The 18226-nt window shown below is 47.4% G+C and carries 19 protein-coding genes; all 19 read left to right on the forward strand.

Annotated features, from left to right (window positions below):
* The first annotated feature begins 25 nt into the window (after positions 1-25).
* The 19 genes from rpsP to hslU all read left to right on the forward strand — a co-directional run bounded on the left by rpsP (position 26) and on the right by hslU (position 18216).
* Positions 26-298, forward strand: a complete 273-nt coding sequence (gene rpsP / locus FZD51_RS14100) for a 30S ribosomal protein S16 (RefSeq protein ID WP_148975382.1) — start codon at positions 26-28, stop codon at positions 296-298.
* An 11-nt stretch (positions 299-309) separates the two neighbouring features.
* Positions 310-540 (forward strand): KH domain-containing protein, encoded by a 231-nt coding sequence (locus FZD51_RS14105; protein ID WP_148975763.1) that lies wholly within the window; start codon positions 310-312, stop codon positions 538-540.
* A gap of 117 nt (positions 541-657) precedes the next feature.
* On the forward strand, positions 658-1044 hold the full coding sequence (locus FZD51_RS14110; protein WP_148975383.1) for a YlqD family protein: 387 nt from the start codon (positions 658-660) through the stop codon (positions 1042-1044).
* A gap of 15 nt (positions 1045-1059) precedes the next feature.
* Positions 1060-1578, forward strand: coding sequence for a ribosome maturation factor RimM (gene rimM / locus FZD51_RS14115; protein ID WP_148975384.1), 519 nt, complete (start codon positions 1060-1062; stop codon positions 1576-1578).
* Positions 1575-2324, forward strand: coding sequence for a tRNA (guanosine(37)-N1)-methyltransferase TrmD (gene trmD, locus FZD51_RS14120; protein ID WP_148975385.1), 750 nt, complete (start codon positions 1575-1577; stop codon positions 2322-2324). The genes rimM and trmD overlap by 4 nt, the downstream gene beginning before the upstream one ends.
* A 129-nt stretch (positions 2325-2453) precedes the next feature.
* Complete coding sequence (rplS, locus tag FZD51_RS14125) at positions 2454-2798, forward strand: 50S ribosomal protein L19 (protein WP_009795926.1); 345 nt, start codon at positions 2454-2456, stop codon at positions 2796-2798.
* Positions 2799-3175: 377 nt separating this feature from the next.
* Entirely contained in the window at positions 3176-3727 is a 552-nt protein-coding gene (lepB, locus tag FZD51_RS14130) for a signal peptidase I (RefSeq protein WP_148975386.1), read from the forward strand.
* Positions 3728-3757: 30 nt separating this feature from the next.
* Positions 3758-4630, forward strand: a complete 873-nt coding sequence (ylqF, locus tag FZD51_RS14135) for a ribosome biogenesis GTPase YlqF (RefSeq protein WP_035403507.1) — start codon at positions 3758-3760, stop codon at positions 4628-4630.
* Positions 4631-4791: 161 nt separating this feature from the next.
* A complete protein-coding gene (locus tag FZD51_RS14140) occupies positions 4792-5559 on the forward strand; it encodes a ribonuclease HII (RefSeq protein WP_148975387.1) in 768 nt (255 codons plus the stop codon).
* A gap of 12 nt (positions 5560-5571) precedes the next feature.
* On the forward strand, positions 5572-7449 hold the full coding sequence (locus tag FZD51_RS14145; RefSeq protein WP_148975388.1) for a hypothetical protein: 1878 nt from the start codon (positions 5572-5574) through the stop codon (positions 7447-7449).
* The gene (locus tag FZD51_RS14150) at positions 7446-7745 is read left to right on the forward strand and encodes an EscU/YscU/HrcU family type III secretion system export apparatus switch protein (protein WP_148975389.1); all 300 of its coding nucleotides are present in this window, start codon (positions 7446-7448) and stop codon (positions 7743-7745) included. Before FZD51_RS14145 ends, FZD51_RS14150 begins: the two co-directional genes overlap by 4 nt.
* A gap of 326 nt (positions 7746-8071) precedes the next feature.
* Positions 8072-9232 (forward strand): ADP-forming succinate--CoA ligase subunit beta, encoded by a 1161-nt coding sequence (gene sucC, locus FZD51_RS14155; RefSeq protein WP_148975390.1) that lies wholly within the window; start codon positions 8072-8074, stop codon positions 9230-9232.
* Positions 9233-9248: 16 nt separating this feature from the next.
* Entirely contained in the window at positions 9249-10151 is a 903-nt protein-coding gene (gene sucD / locus FZD51_RS14160) for a succinate--CoA ligase subunit alpha (protein ID WP_009795917.1), read from the forward strand.
* 100 nt (positions 10152-10251) lie between these two features.
* Positions 10252-11097: a DNA-processing protein DprA gene (gene dprA, locus FZD51_RS14165; protein ID WP_148975391.1), complete on the forward strand. Its 846-nt coding sequence runs from the start codon at positions 10252-10254 to the stop codon at positions 11095-11097.
* A 455-nt stretch (positions 11098-11552) separates the two neighbouring features.
* Positions 11553-13628, forward strand: a complete 2076-nt coding sequence (gene topA / locus FZD51_RS14170) for a type I DNA topoisomerase (RefSeq protein ID WP_148975392.1) — start codon at positions 11553-11555, stop codon at positions 13626-13628.
* Positions 13629-13859: 231 nt separating this feature from the next.
* Positions 13860-15167: an FADH(2)-oxidizing methylenetetrahydrofolate--tRNA-(uracil(54)-C(5))-methyltransferase TrmFO gene (trmFO, locus tag FZD51_RS14175; protein ID WP_148975393.1), complete on the forward strand. Its 1308-nt coding sequence runs from the start codon at positions 13860-13862 to the stop codon at positions 15165-15167.
* Positions 15168-15229: 62 nt separating this feature from the next.
* Positions 15230-16132, forward strand: a complete 903-nt coding sequence (gene xerC, locus FZD51_RS14180; protein ID WP_148975394.1) for a tyrosine recombinase XerC — start codon at positions 15230-15232, stop codon at positions 16130-16132.
* A gap of 22 nt (positions 16133-16154) precedes the next feature.
* Positions 16155-16697, forward strand: a complete 543-nt coding sequence (hslV, locus tag FZD51_RS14185; RefSeq protein WP_009795911.1) for an ATP-dependent protease subunit HslV — start codon at positions 16155-16157, stop codon at positions 16695-16697.
* Between the two features lie 112 nt (positions 16698-16809).
* Positions 16810-18216 carry an HslU--HslV peptidase ATPase subunit gene (hslU, locus tag FZD51_RS14190; protein ID WP_148975395.1) on the forward strand — a complete coding sequence of 469 codons (1407 nt, stop codon included), beginning with the start codon at positions 16810-16812 and terminating at the stop codon, positions 18214-18216.
* The last annotated feature ends 10 nt before the right edge of the window (positions 18217-18226 follow it).

Consider the following 18226-nt stretch of genomic DNA (forward strand, 5'->3'; position numbering starts at 1 on the left):
AACTATTCGGAGGTGCTTATTTAACATGGCAGTAAAAATTCGCTTAAAACGTATGGGAGCTAAAAAATCCCCTTTCTATCGTATTGTAGTAGCAGATTCTCGTTCTCCTCGTGACGGACGATTCATTGAAACAGTTGGAACTTACAATCCAGTTGCACAGCCTGCTAAGGTTGAAATCAACGAAGAGCTTGCTCTTAAATGGATGAGCGATGGCGCTAAGCCTTCTGACACAGTACGCAACCTGTTCTCTAAAGAAGGCATTATGGAGAAATTCCATAACGCTAAGAACGGCAAGTAATTCTGCGCGTGATGAAAGAGCTTATCGAAACGATCGTTAAGCCCTTGGTTGATTTTCCCGATGATGTCCTGGTGGATGTCCGGGAAGATGACCACCGCGTTACCTATCAGCTTTCTGTCAACAAGAGTGACATGGGGAAAGTGATCGGGAAGCAAGGGCGCGTCGCTAAATCGATACGGACTGTTGTGTATGCAGCAGGATCATCACAGCAAAAAAGGATTTTTTTGGAAATAACTGAATGAACCTTCCCGAGGCATGGCCGGAGGAATTAGAAAAAGGAGGGGGATCCCCTCCTTTTTTTACCATTCAGGAGCTTTTAGAAGTTGGTTCGGTACCAGGACGCTGAAGGAGGCTTAAGGGTGAAAATACTTCAAACCGCCACAGTTAAACAGATCTTAACCGAAAAAAGCAAAAGGAAGCTTCTTGAAACCTATATGGAAAGAAAAACGCAGCTTTTGAAAGAATGTGAACAGCTTCGTTTTGAAGCGAGAAAGATAGAGAAATCGAAAAAGTTCCAGCAGGCAGGCCTGACAGCCAATTTTGAAAAAGAAACCGGCAGGCGCAAAGAAAAGATCAAGCTGCTGGAGTTTCAAATGGAACAACTACATATGCTACCATTAGGCAGTGAACTGAAGGAAAAAGAAGTTCAGGCTGTCGTGGAGATCGGCATTGGCGACGCCTGGGATGAGGTATCCGCAAACAAGACCATCATCATTGAAGATGGAGTCGTTAAAGAAATTCGCTAGAGGTGATCGGCAAAGATGGAAAAGTGGTTCAATGTAGGGAAGATTGTCAATACACACGGTGTCAGGGGCGAAGTGAGGGTCGTATCGCGCACCGATTTTCCGGAAGAGCGCTATAAGGCAGGCCGCCATTTATTCTTATTCCAGGCGGGTTCGAAGGAACCTGTGAAGCTGACTGTAAAAACACACAGACAGCATAAATCGTTTGATCTGCTTACTTTTGAGGGCCTGGACAGCCTGGATGAGGCGGAAAAGCTTAAAGGCGCAATATTGAAGGTCTCTGAAGATCAGCTGGGGCAGCTGGAGGAAAATGAGTATTATTTCCATGAAATCCTCGGCTGTACCGTGAAAACAATTGATGAAGAAGAAATAGGGGAAATAACGGAAATCCTGACCCCAGGCGCCAACGATGTATGGGTGGTCAGCAAAAAGGGGCAGAAAGATTTACTGATCCCTTATATTGAAGATGTTGTCAAAAAAGTGGATGTGAAAGAAAAACTCATCATCATTGAACCGATGGAAGGCTTGCTGTCATGATGAAGATCGATGTACTTACTCTATTTCCCGAGATGTTCGGCGGTGTTTTCGGCCACAGCATCCTGAAGAAGGCCGAAGAAAATAACGCCGTCAGCTACAATGTAGTCAATTTCAGGGACTATGCCGACAATAAGCATAAAACGGTTGATGATTATCCTTATGGCGGGGGAGCCGGCATGGTGCTGAAGCCCCAGCCGATATTTGACGCGGTTGCCGACTTAAAAGGGAAGGCAGGCGCCGGGGAGCCGAGAGTGGTCCTCCTATGTCCCCAGGGTGAGCGGTATACTCAGAAAAAGGCGGAGGAGCTTTCATCCCTCGATCATTTGATTTTTGTGTGCGGCCATTATGAAGGCTACGATGAACGGATAAGGGAGCATCTTGTGACAGATGAGATCTCCATAGGGGATTTCGTGCTTACCGGGGGTGAGCTGGGGGCCATGGTGCTGATCGACAGCATTGTCCGCCTTCTCCCGGGTGTCCTCGGAAATGAGGAATCCCATATGAAGGATTCGTTCAGCACCGGATTTCTGGAGCATCCGCATTATACACGGCCGGCCGACTTCAGGGGGATGAAGGTGCCTGATATCTTGACTTCAGGCAACCACCGCCTTGTTGATGAGTGGAGGATGAAAGAGTCTTTGAAAAGGACCTTTCTCCGCCGTCCGGATCTATTTGAAGAAGCAGAGCTTACAAAAGAGCAGCTGCGCCTTCTCGAAGAAATAAAAAAAGAGCATAATAGCTATTGATGACAGGCACTGTTTATGTTATGATAGTTTTTGTGGCTTGGGCTGAGTGATCGGCCGGGTCTTATAACGATGTTCCGCTGCAATAAAGAAAGTCTGTGCAAGAGCATCTGTTGGAAGGAGTTGAAAACGATGCATAAATTAATCGAAGAAATTACAAAAGAACAGCTTCGCGCTGATGTTCCTGCGTTCCGTCCTGGTGATACTGTACGTGTACACGTTAAAGTTATCGAGGGTACCCGCGAACGTGTTCAGGTGTATGAAGGTGTTGTAATTAAGCGTCGTGGTGGTGGAATCAGCGAAACTTTTACAGTACGTAAAGTTTCTTACGGTGTAGGCGTTGAGCGTACATTCCCTGTACACACACCAAAAATTGCGAAGCTTGAAGTTATGCGCCGCGGTAAAGTACGCCGTGCGAAACTTTACTACCTGCGTAACCTGCGCGGTAAAAAAGCTCGTATCAAAGAAATCCGATAATAGTAAAGCGGCGGTGCGCTCTGCACCGCCAATTGCGAAGAAGGAGCTTGTATATCAAGCTCCTTTTTCACATAAAAGCGTTAAGTATGACGTGCTAATCAGCCGGATCCGGCCTTGGCCAAACTCGGCGCCAGCCGGGTTTTTTCATTTGGCTTTTTTCACCCGGCCTCCTTTTGCAGCTGCACTTGCCCGGCTTCCGGATTATTTCAGGGCTCTGGAGGTGCAGGGGCTTAAATGGCAGAAAATAGGCCAATACTAGGAATTATACATCCCATCGTGTTTATTGCAGTGAAATAATGTAAATGTAAAGAATGAATCAAAGTGATAATCAATAGGACGCTGGATATATTTTTTAGCAGAGATTGGTGGGAACTAACATGGGAAAGAGCAAAAGTGAATTCTGGGAATGGACAAAGGCGCTGATCATCGCTGTGCTCCTTGCGGCTGTCATCCGCTATTTCTTATTCGCCCCGATTGTGGTGGATGGACTGTCGATGATGCCGACGCTCCATGATACGGACAGGATGATCGTGAATAAGTTCACGTATAAGATTGGCGATCCAAAGAGATTTGACATCATCGTCTTTCACGCCCCGGAAAATAAGGACTACATAAAAAGGGTAATCGGCCTGCCGGGTGACAGGATCGAATACAAAGATGATATCTTATATGTAAATGGCGAAGCGGTCGAGGAGCCGTATCTTGATGAATACAAGAAAGAGGTCATCGACGGGCCGCTGACAGAGCCTTTTACACTTGAAGATAAAATCGGGCAGGAGACCGTGCCGGAGGGTCATCTCTTCGTAATGGGCGATAACCGGCGCTACAGCAAGGACAGCCGCCATATCGGCACGATCCCGATGGAAAAGGTGCTTGGGGATACAAATATCATCTATTGGCCCCTTGAGGACTTCCGCATCGTAAAATAGCAATTATTCTAGTCAGAAAGGGTGGCAGCCTTGACAATACAATGGTTTCCAGGGCATATGGCAAAAGCCCGCAGGCAGGTCACAGAAAAGCTGAAGCTTGTTGATATTATTTTTGAGCTTGTCGACGCGCGTCTGCCGCAGTCTTCAAGAAATCCGATGATCGACGAGATCATCCAGCATAAACCGAGGCTTGTGCTGCTCAATAAGGCCGATATGGCTGATAAAGAAGCCACAAAAGCCTGGATCCGCTATTTTAGCGATAGAGGGATCAAAGCGCTTGCCATTAACTCACAGGCAGGGTCCGGCATGAAGGATATCTCCTCTGCAGCACAGGAAATATTGAAGGAAAAGTTTGACCGGATGAGAGCCAAAGGTGTAAAGCCAAGGGCAATCAGGGGAATGATCGTAGGGATCCCGAATGTCGGCAAGTCAACGCTCATCAACCGGCTTGCAAAGAAAAATATTGCCAAAACAGGCAATATGCCCGGGGTGACAAAAGCGCAGCAGTGGATAAAGGCCGGCAAGGAAATGGAACTCCTGGATACACCGGGGATTTTATGGCCGAAATTTGAAGACCAGGAAGTGGGCCTAAAGCTGGCTCTTTCCGGAGCGATAAAAGATACGATATTAAATCTTCATGACATCGCCATTTATGCATTGAAGTTTCTTGAAAAACACTACCCTGGAAGGCTGCTGGAAAGATACAGCCTTGAAGAATTCCCTGAGGAAGCAGTAGAAGCCTTCGATAAAATCGGAAGGCTGAGGGGCTGCCTAATGGGCGGGGGTGAAGTCGATTATGATAAAGTCGCAGAGCTGATCATCCGTGAAATCCGGACAGAAAAGCTTGGCCCGTTATCATTTGAACACCCGTCAGATTTTGCAGCAGGAGAACCTGCAGAGTAAATCGGCTTTTTTGTCCGCAATACCGTTTTAAAATGGTAAAATAGAATAGCAGCAATGAATAAAGGCCTCTGCATGGGGCCTTTATTTTTTGGTATTTATCCGGAAGGGTCGCGCAGCATGACTGGCCCTTCCTTCTACATAATGGCATAAGGGTGGATTAAATGAAACAGCTTACAATCAGTGAAATCAGCGAGAAGCTGAAGGATCTGAAAGACGACAAAGACCCATTCTTCGGGGAGCTCAAATCTGATGGACGCAAAGGGGTGCAGCAGCTGCTCGCGAGATGGGACAGACAAAGGGCCGGGGAGGCCAGGCTTTACGGCCGGTATCAGGAAATGACTGTATTTGAGCGGAGGCTGAAGAAAAGCGGCTGGACAATGATCGCAGGCACGGATGAAGCCGGCAGGGGTCCGCTCGCCGGCCCTGTCATCGCAGCAGCAGTCATACTGCCGGAAGGATTTTATCTTCCTGGCCTTGATGACTCCAAGAAGCTGTCTGAAGCAAAGAGGGACGAATTTTACAAAGAAATCATGTCCGGCGCAGCTGCTGTCGGAATCGGCCGTATCAGTGCAGGGGAAATCGACCGGATTAATATCCTCCAAGCTTCAAAGAAAGCGATGCTCCTGGCCCTGGCAGATATGGGCAGTACACCGGATTATTTATTGACAGATGCGGTTGATCTGGATGTTCCCTTTCAGGCAGAGGCAGTCATAAAAGGCGACAGCAAAAGTGTGACGATTGCAGCTGCCTCTGTGATAGCCAAGGTAACGAGGGACCGGTATATGAGGGAACTTGACGAACTCTATCCTCACTATGGCTTCGGCAGGAATATGGGCTACGGCACACGGGAGCATCTTGAGGCTATTCAAAAGCACGGGATCATCAATGAACATCGAAAAAGCTTTGCCCCGATCAAGGGCATGTATTAGAGGTGAAGGGAAATGGATCCGCTGAATATTGTCGGTTCAATACTGCAGAACAGAAACAGCGGCGGTCCTAAGCCGCTTGCCTTGAACCCCGGGCAAATCGTAAGCGCAAAGGTCATCAAGCTTCATCCCAATCAGACTGCAGAGGTCATGATTGGAGGGCAGAAGGTGATAGCGCAGCTTGAAACAGCATTGACGGTAAATGAGCGGTATTGGCTGCAGGTCCTGCCGGGGGATGGGGCTCCGCGGCTGAAGCTTCTTCCTGGTGCTGAAACACAAAAGGGAATGGGCGCTGAGGAAGTATTGCTTAATAAGCTGGCACTTGCCTCCGCCAAGACGAATATTGATATGGTGTCTTTTTTGGTAAAAGAGCAGCTGCCCATTACAAAAGAGGGCCTGTCCGCGATTGCAGAATGGCTCGGCGGCAGCCGCCCTTCACAGGATCAGCTTGAAGCAATCAAGCAGGCCTTGTCAAGGCAGCTGCCGGTTTCAGGCAGGGTATTGGATTCTTTGATGGCTGCACAGGGCGGAAAGCCCATCCAAGCCCTTCTCACAGAGCTTGTGGACCTGCTGGATCACCCTGGTGTGAGCACTTCGGGGAAAGCGCTTCTTCATATGGCGGCAGATCTTAGCGCTTCATTGAAGATGAAGCAGGGGGAAGAATCACTCTCGTTCTTAGTGAAAGAATGGCTGGGAAGCCAGGATGGTAAGCGGGCCGAAGGGGCCAGGCACCTGCTGGAAGCAGCCGGCGCCCTGCCAAAAGGACTGAAGGAGGCCGGCCTTCTTCAGCGGATTCTTGTTTCCAGTGGACAGGCTGGGAGGCCGGCAGGATCACTGGAAGACCTCTTAAAGGCTTTTGCCGGCAGATTGCAGGGGAATATGCATATATCCTCTAACGAGTCAGGAGAAGGGATGGAGGGGGCGAAAACTGCACAGAATGCATCTATGTTGAATTCAAATGCAGATAACGATCCTGCAGGACGCCCAGCTTCGGCTGCCCTGCAGCCGGAACGAACTGCAGAAGCATGGAAAAGCCAGCTTTTTTCAGCGCTTGCCGGCAGAGATATGAAGCCGGCAGAAGCCATTCAGCTTCTGCGGATTTTGCATCCGCAAATGCCTGATCCTGAAAAGGTGTCCGAAAGCATCAAGCTATTAACTGAAAGCGATCCAGAAGGGCAGGGAGAAAAAAGCATGGACGCCAGGCAGGTACTGCTTGGCGAAATCTCGGCAAAATCAGCCGCGGCTGCCGCTGCCGGGGACGGGCTGCTGCAGTCCAGGCTTACACACATACTGAAAAGCCTGGGCTATTCCCATGATCATGGAGTGTTCAGCTTCCTCTCGGGCGGGGATGACAGCGGCTTGAAGAATGAATCACTTAAAATGATGCTATTGCAGTTTCTGAAGGAAGGCCCTCCCATTCAGCACAAAGAGGCAGCGGAGCAACTGCTGAATAAATTGACGGGACACCAGCTGTTGGCTCAAGAAACAGGACCGCTGCAGCAGTATATATTCCAGCTGCCTGTCCCGCTGTGGAACAGGACAGCGGAAATGACCATGCAATGGAGCGGAAGGAAGCTGGCCGATGGAAGGATCGATCCTGCCTATTGCCGCGTCATTTTCTACCTGGACTTGGACCATTTAAAGGAAACGATAGTCGATGTCCAGGTCCAGAACAGAATCGTGCAGATCAAGGTCTTTAACGGGGACAGCCGCATCAGGGAGTGGGCAGCCCCTTTTACAGACGGGTTGAAAAAAGGGCTGGAAGAACTGGATTACAGGCTTTCTTCCATTGTTTTCGAGAAAGGCAGCGGCGTCCAGCCGCAAACAACAGGGATGGCGTACCGGCCATTGTCCGATTCAGGGAAATACAGCGGAGTTGATATAAAAATATGAAACAGCAGGATCCGAAGATCAGGAAGGAAGCCGTCGCCCTATCCTATAGGGACGGACATGAAGCACCTAAGGTTAAGGCCAAAGGAAAGGGACTGACAGCCGAGAATATCCTCGAAAAAGCGAAAGAGCATAATATTCCCATTCAGGAAGACGCGTCACTGGTTGAATTGCTCGGAAAGCTGAACATCGATGAAAATATCCCGGAGGAGCTGTACCAGGCAGTGGCAGAAATTTTCGCCTTTGTATATAAAGCCGACCGCCGGGCCGGAGAGCACAGCAGGGGACAGGGATTATAGCCTGTCCTTATTCGTATTGGGCAGAAAAGCTCTTTTGAGGAAAGAGCGCTTTTCAAAGTCATATTTCCCCGCATAGAAAGCCGCGGAAAGGACCTGCTCCCGAACGGTAATTGATCATCATTTCATAAATATATTTCTATGCTGAAAAAACAATTTTTAAAAATAAAAAATGAAAACGCTTTACTTTACAGGGTTTTTTATAGATTTAAATTTTAAAATTTTTAAAGAAATATAATATTTAAGTCATAACTGTAGACAAGGGTGTGCTCATTTTATAAAATGAAAGCGCAGTCTATTTTTTGAAGAGTTTGATAGGAGGATGGGAAATGAATATTCATGAGTACCAGGGAAAAGAAGTCCTCAGAAAATACGGGGTAACGGTTCCGAATGGAAAGGTCGCTTTTACAGTTGAAGAAGCAGTAGAAGCAGCTAAAGAACTTGGCACAGAGGTAGTTGTAGTTAAGGCGCAGATCCATGCAGGCGGACGCGGAAAAGCAGGCGGCGTCAAGGTTGCGAAAAACCTCGATGAAGTACGTACATATGCATCTGAAATCCTGGGGAAAACACTGGTCACTCACCAGACAGGCCCTGAGGGGAAAGAAGTGAAGCGCCTCCTGATTGAAGAAGGCTGTGATATCCAGAAAGAATATTATGTCGGCCTTGTGCTTGACCGCGCAACTTCCCGCGTAGTGCTGATGGCGTCTGAAGAAGGCGGCACAGAAATCGAAGAAGTTGCTGAAAAAACACCTGAAAAGATTTTCAAGGAAGAAATCGATCCGGTAATCGGCCTGACAGCATTCCAGGCACGCCGCATCGCGTTCAATATCAATATCCCGGCCAAGCTTGTCAACCAGGCAGCAAAGTTCATGCTTGCGCTTTATAATGCTTATATTGAGAAGGACTGCTCTATAGCAGAAATCAATCCGCTTGTTGTCACTGGCGACGGCAAGGTAATGGCGCTTGATGCAAAACTGAATTTCGATTCTAATGCACTTTACCGTCAAAGGGATATTCTTGAGTACCGCGATCTGGAAGAAGAAGATCCAAAAGAAATCGAAGCTTCAAAATATGACCTCAGCTACATCTCCCTTGACGGAAACATCGGCTGCATGGTCAACGGTGCCGGACTGGCAATGGCGACAATGGATATTGTCAAGCATTACGGCGGCGACCCGGCCAACTTCCTTGATGTTGGGGGCGGTGCAACAGCAGAGAAAGTAACAGAAGCATTCAAAATCATCCTTTCTGATCCGAATGTAAAAGGAATCTTTGTCAATATCTTCGGCGGAATCATGAAATGCGATGTCATTGCAGAAGGCGTTGTAGAGGCTGCAAAGCAGGTTGGCCTGAAAGTGCCGCTTGTTGTACGCCTTGAAGGCACGAACGTAGACCTTGGCAAAAAGATTCTCGCAGAATCCGATATTGATATCATCGCAGCGGATTCCATGAGTGACGGGGCAGAAAAAATCGTTTCACTAGTAGGTTAAGAAAGGGGAATTTGACGTGAGTGTATTCATTAATAAAGATACAAAAGTAATAGTTCAAGGGATAACAGGTTCAACTGCCCTTTTCCATACAAAGCAGATGCTGGAATACGGCACACAAATCGTCGGGGGCACAACTCCGGGCAAAGGCGGCATGGAAGTCGAAGGAGTACCTGTCTTCAATACAGTTCAGGAAGCTGTCAAAGAAACAGGCGCAACTGCCTCTGTCATTTATGTTCCGGCTGCTTTTGCTGCAGACGCCATCCTTGAGGCGGTCGATGCAGAGCTTGACCTGGCCATCTGTATTACAGAGCATATCCCTGTTCTTGATATGGTTAAAGTGAAGCGTTATATGGAAGGCAAGAAGACCCGCCTGGTCGGCCCTAACTGCCCTGGCGTCATCACGCCTGATGAGTGCAAAATCGGCATCATGCCAGGATATATCCATACAAAAGGGCATGTCGGCGTAGTGTCCCGCTCCGGTACATTGACGTATGAAGCTGTCCACCAGCTCACACAGGCTGGAATCGGCCAGTCCACTGCAGTTGGAATCGGCGGAGACCCTGTCAACGGAACAAACTTCATCGATGTATTAAAAGCATTCAATGAAGATCCGGAAACAAAAGCGGTCATCATGATTGGTGAAATCGGCGGAACGGCTGAAGAAGAAGCAGCTGAGTGGGTAAAAGCTAATATGACAAAGCCTGTTGTCGGCTTTATCGGCGGCCGTACTGCACCTCCAGGGAAGCGCATGGGCCATGCCGGCGCCATCATCTCAGGCGGTAAAGGCACTGCTGACGAAAAAATCCGTGTGATGAACGAATGCGGAATCCAGGTTGCCGATACTCCATCCGTAATGGGTGAAACTTTGATTAAGGTCCTGAAAGAAAAAGGCCTTTTCGACGAATGCAAAACGCACTAAACACATAGATCAGACTTTCCGGTCCCCTTGCCTCAAGGGGACTATTTCTCCTTCTTTTTTAACTCCCTCTCTTAAAAAATTCCTATCAGGAGGTCCGCAAATGGACGAATTCAAGCTGAAATTTATCTCCCTCCATCACAAAAGTTCCTGGAGCAGCATTTATCATTTCCTAAAGAAAGATCCCCACATGAAAACCTCCCTGTCAGCAGCTTTCTCTGAACCCGATCGTAAACTCTTTTTCCCAACTAAAAGCAGCCTGGAGACAACGATAGAGAAAATCAGGCTATACGAGAAATACGGCATTCACTGCATTACAATCTTTGACCCTGAATATCCCCCGCTTCTTAAGGAGATCTATCAGCCTCCCTGGGTACTATACGCAAAAGGAGACATCAGCTTGTTGCATCTGGATCCCAAGCTTGCGGTTGTAGGCTCCAGGCAGATAACAGGATACGGCAGGAGCGCAATTAAAAAAGTATTTCCGGGCTTGGTGGGAAAGGGAGTGGCCATCGTAAGCGGACTGGCAGCCGGAGTGGATGCCGAGGCGCATGAAACAGCCATTTCGCTCGGCGGCCGGACGATCGGTGTCATTGCTGGAGGCCTTAATCATATTTACCCAAAATCCAATGAACAGCTGGCCAGAAGGATGATGGAAGATCAGCTTGTCATTTCTGAGTATCCGCCTGATGCACGGCCTGACAGATGGCAGTTCCCAATGAGGAACAGAATCATCAGCGGGCTTTCCCAGGGGACCTTTATAATAGAAGCAAAAAGCAAGAGCGGATCGCTGATTACGGCAAACTATGCCGTCAATGAAGGCAGGGATGTGTTTGCCTTGCCAGGCAGCATATTCAGCCAGGCATCCGCCGGCACGAACGAATTGATCCAGCAGGGCGCAAAGCTGATTGCAGATGCAAGTGAGATCCTTGAAGAACTGAATTTTTAAGAAAATCCCGTTATGCAGAACAAAGATTTTCTTAAAAAAGGCATAAAAGTATGCAGTTTAATTGTATAATTCATCACAGTGCATTTTTGCTGAAAATAGTCTGAAATTAGAAAATTTATGTCAAAAAGGTTGAAATTATTTAAAATCTGTTATACATTGTGCAACAGACGCAATGTAAAGGCTGCAAAACAGGCTGAAACCGTTTGCTTGTCGAGCCGGCCATGTTTTGCCATCCATACATGATGCTATCAGAGATTTGACAAGCCATAGCAGCATGGACAATAATAATGGAATATTTCACCCCCTGCCGGATTGCAGGATGAAGAATATTTAAATATGAATCTGCAGCTGCCGTGCTTCTGCAGAATATCAACCAAAAATAAATAAAAATCAGCGCCGCCCGCCTACAAAAGACAGCAGGCGGCCAATCTTATCCCTCTTAAGGAGGATGTTTAATGGCAGATTATTTAGTGATCGTTGAGTCGCCTGCCAAGGCGAAGACGATTGAAAGATACTTGGGAAAAAAATATAAAGTAAGAGCATCGATGGGTCATATAAGAGATCTCCCTAAAAGCCAGATGGGCGTTGATGTGGAAAACCGTTTTGAACCAAAATATATCACGATACGCGGCAAGGGCCCAGTGTTAAAAGAACTTAAAACAGCTGCAAAGAAAGCCAAGAAAATCTATCTCGCAGCTGACCCGGATCGCGAAGGGGAAGCCATAGCCTGGCATTTGGCGCACAGCCTGGACATGGATGTCCATTCTGACTGCCGTGTGGTTTTCAATGAAATCACAAAAGATGCCATCAAAGAATCATTTAAAACTCCGCGGCCGATTAATATGGATCTGGTGGATGCCCAGCAGGCGCGCAGGATCCTGGACAGGCTCGTCGGCTATAATATAAGCCCTTTATTATGGAAGAAAGTAAAAAAGGGATTGAGTGCCGGAAGGGTGCAGTCCGTGGCAGTCCGGCTGATCATCGACAGGGAAAAGGAAATCAAGGAATTTATCCCTGAAGAATACTGGTCAATTGATGGTGAATTCCTGAAAGGAAAGTCTGTGTTCGAAGCGTCCTTCTACAGTGCGCAGGGACAGAAGACGGATTTAAAATCAGAACAGGATGTAAAAGAGATCCTCGGAATGATGAAGGGGAACAAGTTCACTGTTGCTTCCGTCTCAAAGAAGGAACGGAAACGGAATCCGGCTGCTCCCTTCACAACATCTTCCCTTCAGCAGGAGGCAGCCAGGAAATTAAATTTCAGGGCCAAGAAAACAATGATGCTTGCCCAGCAGCTGTACGAAGGAATAGATCTTGGATCAGAAGGGACAGTCGGTCTCATCACCTATATGAGAACAGACTCGACTAGGATCTCTGAAATTGCACAGACCGAGGCGGCAGGCTATATCACTGAGTCTTATGGCAAGGAATACCTCCCTGGGGAGAAAAAGAAAGAAACCAAGAAATCCAATGCACAGGATGCGCACGAAGCGATCAGGCCGACAAGCACCCTGCGGGAGCCGGCAAGTCTTAAAGAGTTTTTATCAAGAGACCAGCTCCGTCTGTATAAACTGATATGGGAACGTTTCGTGGCAAGCCAGATGGCATCCGCAATCATGGATACAATGAGTGTGGATCTGAAGAACGGGGAAGTTGTCTTCCGGGCAACCGGCTCAAAAGTGAAGTTCCCCGGCTTTATGAAAGTTTATGTCGAAGGCAGCGACGATCAGGCTGAAGAAAAAGATAATATGCTCCCAGACCTGAAGGAAGGCGATGAGGTCCTGAAAAAGGATATTGAGCCGAAGCAGCATTTCACCCAGCCGCCTCCCCGCTATACAGAGGCTAGGCTTGTAAAGACGCTGGAAGAGCTCGGGATCGGAAGGCCGTCAACCTTTGCCCCGACACTTGATACAATCCAGAAACGCGGCTATGTAGCGCTTGATAATAAACGCTTCATCCCTACGGAACTTGGAGAGATAGTCCTGGAACTGATTCTCGAGTTTTTCCCGGAAATATTGGATGTCGAGTTTACGGCCAAGATGGAGCAGGATCTTGATGATGTAGAAGACGGCAAAGAAAATTGGAAGAATATCATTGAAGAATTCTACAAAGATTTCGAGAAGCATCTGGATAAAGCCGAAAAAGAAATGCAGGAAGTAGAAATAAAGGATGAGCCCGCAGGAGAAGATTGTGAAAAATGCGGACATGAAATGGTTTATAAAATGGGGCGCTACGGCAAGTTTATGGCCTGCTCCAATTTCCCTGAATGCAGGAACACAAAAGCGATTGTGAAAGAAATAGGTGTGAAATGCCCGAACTGCAAAGAGGGGAATATAATAGAAAGAAAAAGTAAAAAACGCCGCATCTTCTACGGCTGCGACCGGTTCCCGGAATGCGAATTCATCTCTTGGGATAAACCGCTTGCCAGACAGTGTCCGAAATGCGATAATGTCCTGGTTGAGAAAAAGCTTAAAAAGGGCGTCCAGGTTCAATGCATTGAATGTGACTATAAAGAAGAAAAGCAAGGCTAAGGGTGGGCTTTATGCTCACTCTTTTCTGTTTCTCGGAAAAATATGGCAGTGTAATGCTTGAAACTTTTTTATTTTTCATACGTATTGTACAATGCAGATTGGATATGAATGAATGCCGTCCATTTTGGGAACAAAATTAAAGATTGGACAGGCCCTTTAAAAGAGATAAGAAGTCCGGCTGGATCAATAAACCAGTTTAACTATTCATAAGTATACCTGGAGGTTCGTAAAATGAAAGAAGCAGCAATCAATGTCATCGGGGCGGGGCTTGCCGGAAGTGAAGCAGCCTGGCAGATCGCGAAAAGAGGAATGAAAGTAAATTTGTATGAAATGAGGCCTGTTAAACAGACCCCTGCCCATCATACAGATAAATTTGCCGAGCTGGTCTGCAGCAATTCTCTCCGTGCCAATAACCTGACAAACGCGGTTGGCGTACTGAAAGAGGAAATGAGGATGCTTGACTCTGTTATCATCCATTCGGCTGATGCATGTGCCGTACCGGCAGGAGGAGCACTGGCAGTCGACCGGCATGAATTCGCCGGAAAGGTAACGGAGCAGGTCAGGAATCATCCTAATGTAACCGTGATGAATGAAGAGGTGACTGAAATTCCAGAAGGGATCACTGTCATTGCAACCGGTCCTCTAACGAGTGAGTCACTGTCCAAGCAGCTGAAGGAGCTGACAGGCGAGGATCATTTATATTTTTATGATGCTGCAGCGCCTATCATTGAAAAAGACAGCATCAACATGGAAAAGGCTTACCTTAAATCAAGGTATGATAAAGGGGAAGCAGCATATATCAACTGCCCGATGACAGAAGAAGAATTTGAAACATTCTATAACGCCCTGATCAGTGCCGAGACGGTCCCATTGAAAGAATTCGAAAAAGAGATTTTCTTTGAAGGATGCATGCCGATCGAGGTTATGGCAAACAGGGGAAAGAAAACCATGCTGTTTGGGCCGATGAAGCCGGTGGGCCTGGAAGACCCGCGGACAGGCAAGCGCCCGTATGCAGTCGTCCAGCTGAGGCAGGATGATGCTGCAGGAACTCTTTATAATATAGTAGGTTTCCAAACGCATCTGAAATGGGGCCCGCAAAAGGAAGTGCTGAGGCTGATTCCGGGATTGGAAGAAGCAGAGATTGTACGCTATGGCGTCATGCACCGCAATACTTTCATCAACTCGCCGAAAGTTCTCGAGGCAACCTATCAATTCAGAAACCGTGACGGCCTGTTCTTTGCCGGGCAGATGACAGGTGTGGAAGGATATGTGGAATCGGCAGCAAGCGGCCTGATCGCAGGCATCAACGCAGCCAGGCTGGCAGAGGGCAAAGAACTTCTGGAATTCCCTCATGAAACGGCCATCGGCAGCATGGCAAGATATATCACGACAACAAACTCTAAGAACTTCCAGCCGATGAATGCCAATTTCGGCCTGTTCCCTGAACTGCCTGCCAAGATCAAAGGCAAGCAGGAGCGCAATGAACAGCATGCTAACAGAGCATTGGAAACAATTCAGAACTTTGTGAAAAATATGTAAATTTTATTGCACGGGCTACTAAATTGTGATACTATTTAGTAGCTCTTGTGAGGTGAATCATTATGAGCCCAAATGTGAACGATTCGTTACAATCATTTATTGAATATTTACAAATAGAAAGAAATTATTCACAATATACTATTGAACACTACCAGCATGATATTAAAGAATTTTTCTTGTTCATGTCTGAACAAGCCATTCAATCAGTTATTGATGTTGAATATTTTGATGTCAGGCTTTATTTGACCAAGTTATACGAGCAAAAGCTTTCCAGGAAATCGGCAGCCCGCAAAATATCCAGTCTCAGAAGCTTTTATAAGTTTCTGGCAAGAGAGAAACTGGCAAATGACAACCCTTTTTCTGCCGTTTCGCTCCCGAAGCTGGAAAAAAGGCTGCCCGAATTTTTTTATGAAGAAGAACTGAACTGCCTTTTTGAAAGCTGTGAAACAGATAGCCCCCTTGGAAAAAGGAATAAGGCTCTCCTTGAACTTCTGTATGCCACAGGCATGCGGGTCAGTGAATGCAGCCAGATCAGCCTGAAGGACATCGATATGGCTTTATCGACTGTGCTGGTGCATGGGAAAGGGCAGAAGGACAGGTATATCCCTTTCGGAAGCTTCGCACAGGATGCTTTGGAGCTATACATAACTGAAGGCAGAAAAGAACTGTTAACAGGCAGGGAAAGCCACGACAGACTATTTGTCAATTTCCGGGGCGGCCCCCTGACACCGCGGGGCATCCGGGAAATATTAAATAAAATGATCCAGAAATCTTCTTTGGAAGGCACTATTCACCCGCACATGCTTCGGCACTCCTTTGCCACGCATCTTTTATCAAATGGTGCTGATATGAGGACTGTACAGGAGCTCCTGGGGCATGCCTTCCTTTCATCCACCCAGGTATATACACATGTTACAAATGAATATTTGCGCAAGACCTATTTGAACACCCACCCGCGGGCATAAGCTCCAAAAGGAGGAATAATCAATGTCTCAATTTCATGCTACAACTATTTTTGCCGTACAGCATAACGGGAAGTGCGCCATGGCAGGGGATGGCCAGGTCACATTCGGAAATGCTGTCGTCATGAAGCATACAGCAAGAAAAGTCAGGAAATTGTTCAACGGAAAAGTGATTGCAGGCTTCGCAGGATCGGTGGCGGATGCATTCACCCTGTTCGAATTGTTCGAAAGCAGGCTTGAGGAGTATAATGGCAACCTGCAAAGGGCGGCCGTTGAGCTTGCGAAAGAGTGGAGAAGCGATAAGGTCCTGAGAAAGCTCGAAGCCATGCTTATCGTCATGAACGAATCAGATCTTCTTCTCATTTCCGGGACCGGGGAAGTGATTGAACCTGATGACGGGATATTGGCAATCGGTTCAGGCGGCAATTATGCGCTGGCTGCTGGAAGGTCCCTGAAAAAATATGCGGGGGAACACCTGACAGCAAAGGAAATCGCCAGGTCATCGCTTGAGGTGGCAGCTGAAATCTGTGTATATACGAACGAAAATATAATAGTGGAAGAGCTGTAGAAGGCTGCTCCCCCTGCAGCGGATATTCCGTCCGCGGGGCAGGCGCCTGAAATTTGAGGCTGACGCCACAGGCTTGATTGTCTTGGCCGGCTAATACAAAGGAGTGCTGAATATGAGCTTAAGTACAAATTTAACACCCAGACAAATTGTTGAACGGCTTGACCAATATATCATTGGACAGAAAGATGCAAAGAAAGCAGTGGCAGTTGCGCTAAGGAACCGCTACCGCCGCGGCCTGCTCGAGGAAGCTATCCGCGATGAAATCAGCCCGAAAAATATCCTGATGATCGGACCGACCGGTGTAGGGAAGACGGAAATTGCCCGCAGGATGGCTAAGCTTGTCGGTGCTCCATTTGTAAAGGTCGAAGCCACGAAATTTACAGAAGTCGGCTATGTTGGCCGTGATGTAGAATCAATGGTGCGTGATCTGGTGGAGACATCGGTCCGCCTAGTGAAGGAAGAAAAAATGCAAAGCGTGAAAGAAAGGGCAGAAGAGAATGCGAACCGCCGCATTGTAGATATGCTCGTCCCTTCAGGCAAAAAAGCTGCTTCCTACAAAAATCCGCTGGAAATGCTGTTTGGCGGCGGAGGCGGCCAGCAGGATCAGGAAAATGAACCAGCGGAGGATTACAGCCTTACAGAAAAACGGAAGATCGCCAGGGAAAAGCTCGCTATGGGCGAGCTTGAAAATGAATTGATCACCGTCGAGGTCGAAGAGCAGCAGCCGTCCATGTTTGATATGCTTCAAGGCTCCGGAATGGAGCAGATGGGCATGAATATGCAGGATGCGCTGAGCGGACTTATGCCAAAGAAAAGGAAGAAGCGGAGGCTGACTGTCCGGGAAGCGCGCAAAGTCCTTTCGAATGAAGAAGCACAGAAGCTGATCGATATGGATGAAGTGACCCAGGAGGCTGTCTTCAGGGCAGAGCAGAGCGGCATCATTTTCATTGACGAAATTGATAAGATCGCCAGCAAATCAAGCGGAGGATCAAATGCCGATGTATCAAGGGAAGGCGTACAGCGTGATATCCTTCCTATTGTTGAAGGTTCAACGGTCGTTACCAAATACGGCTCTGTCAAAACAGATCATGTCCTTTTCATGGCAGCAGGGGCATTCCATATCGCCAAGCCGTCTGATTTGATCCCGGAGCTTCAGGGAAGATTCCCGATCCGCGTAGAGCTGACAAAGCTCACAGTCGAAGATTTTTATAAAATTTTGGTTGAGCCTGATAATGCACTGACAAAACAATATACTGCATTATTAGAAACAGAAGGTATACAAATTGAATTTTCTGACGATGCTATTCGTAGAATCGCTGAAGTGGCATACGAGGTTAATCAGAATACAGACAATATCGGCGCAAGAAGACTTCATACAATCCTTGAGAAGCTGCTTGAGGATCTGTCTTTCGAAGCACCGGAAATTTCAATGGGCAAGGTGACCATCACCCCTCAATATGTTGAGGAGAAACTTGGTGCCATCTCCCGCAATAAAGACCTGAGCCAGTTTATCTTATAGTTTTAACAAA

This window comes from Bacillus infantis, from assembly GCF_008180445.1.
Lineage (GTDB): Bacteria > Bacillota > Bacilli > Bacillales > Cytobacillaceae > Bacillus_AB > Bacillus_AB infantis_B.

What these genes read in the sequence shown, in the direction of transcription:
- rpsP (WP_148975382.1), top strand. Translation starts at nt 26, where the DNA reads ATGGCAGTAAAAATTCGCTTAAAACGTATGGGAGCTAAAAAATCCCCT.
- FZD51_RS14105 (WP_148975763.1), top strand. Translation starts at nt 310, where the DNA reads ATGAAAGAGCTTATCGAAACGATCGTTAAGCCCTTGGTTGATTTTCCC.
- rimM (WP_148975384.1), top strand. Translation starts at nt 1,060, where the DNA reads ATGGAAAAGTGGTTCAATGTAGGGAAGATTGTCAATACACACGGTGTC.
- trmD (WP_148975385.1), top strand. Translation starts at nt 1,575, where the DNA reads ATGATGAAGATCGATGTACTTACTCTATTTCCCGAGATGTTCGGCGGT.
- rplS (WP_009795926.1), top strand. Translation starts at nt 2,454, where the DNA reads ATGCATAAATTAATCGAAGAAATTACAAAAGAACAGCTTCGCGCTGAT.
- lepB (WP_148975386.1), top strand. Translation starts at nt 3,176, where the DNA reads ATGGGAAAGAGCAAAAGTGAATTCTGGGAATGGACAAAGGCGCTGATC.
- FZD51_RS14140 (WP_148975387.1), top strand. Translation starts at nt 4,792, where the DNA reads ATGAAACAGCTTACAATCAGTGAAATCAGCGAGAAGCTGAAGGATCTG.
- FZD51_RS14145 (WP_148975388.1), top strand. Translation starts at nt 5,572, where the DNA reads ATGGATCCGCTGAATATTGTCGGTTCAATACTGCAGAACAGAAACAGC.
- FZD51_RS14150 (WP_148975389.1), top strand. Translation starts at nt 7,446, where the DNA reads ATGAAACAGCAGGATCCGAAGATCAGGAAGGAAGCCGTCGCCCTATCC.
- sucC (WP_148975390.1), top strand. Translation starts at nt 8,072, where the DNA reads ATGAATATTCATGAGTACCAGGGAAAAGAAGTCCTCAGAAAATACGGG.
- dprA (WP_148975391.1), top strand. Translation starts at nt 10,252, where the DNA reads ATGGACGAATTCAAGCTGAAATTTATCTCCCTCCATCACAAAAGTTCC.
- topA (WP_148975392.1), top strand. Translation starts at nt 11,553, where the DNA reads ATGGCAGATTATTTAGTGATCGTTGAGTCGCCTGCCAAGGCGAAGACG.
- trmFO (WP_148975393.1), top strand. Translation starts at nt 13,860, where the DNA reads ATGAAAGAAGCAGCAATCAATGTCATCGGGGCGGGGCTTGCCGGAAGT.
- xerC (WP_148975394.1), top strand. Translation starts at nt 15,230, where the DNA reads ATGAGCCCAAATGTGAACGATTCGTTACAATCATTTATTGAATATTTA.
- hslV (WP_009795911.1), top strand. Translation starts at nt 16,155, where the DNA reads ATGTCTCAATTTCATGCTACAACTATTTTTGCCGTACAGCATAACGGG.
- hslU (WP_148975395.1), top strand. Translation starts at nt 16,810, where the DNA reads ATGAGCTTAAGTACAAATTTAACACCCAGACAAATTGTTGAACGGCTT.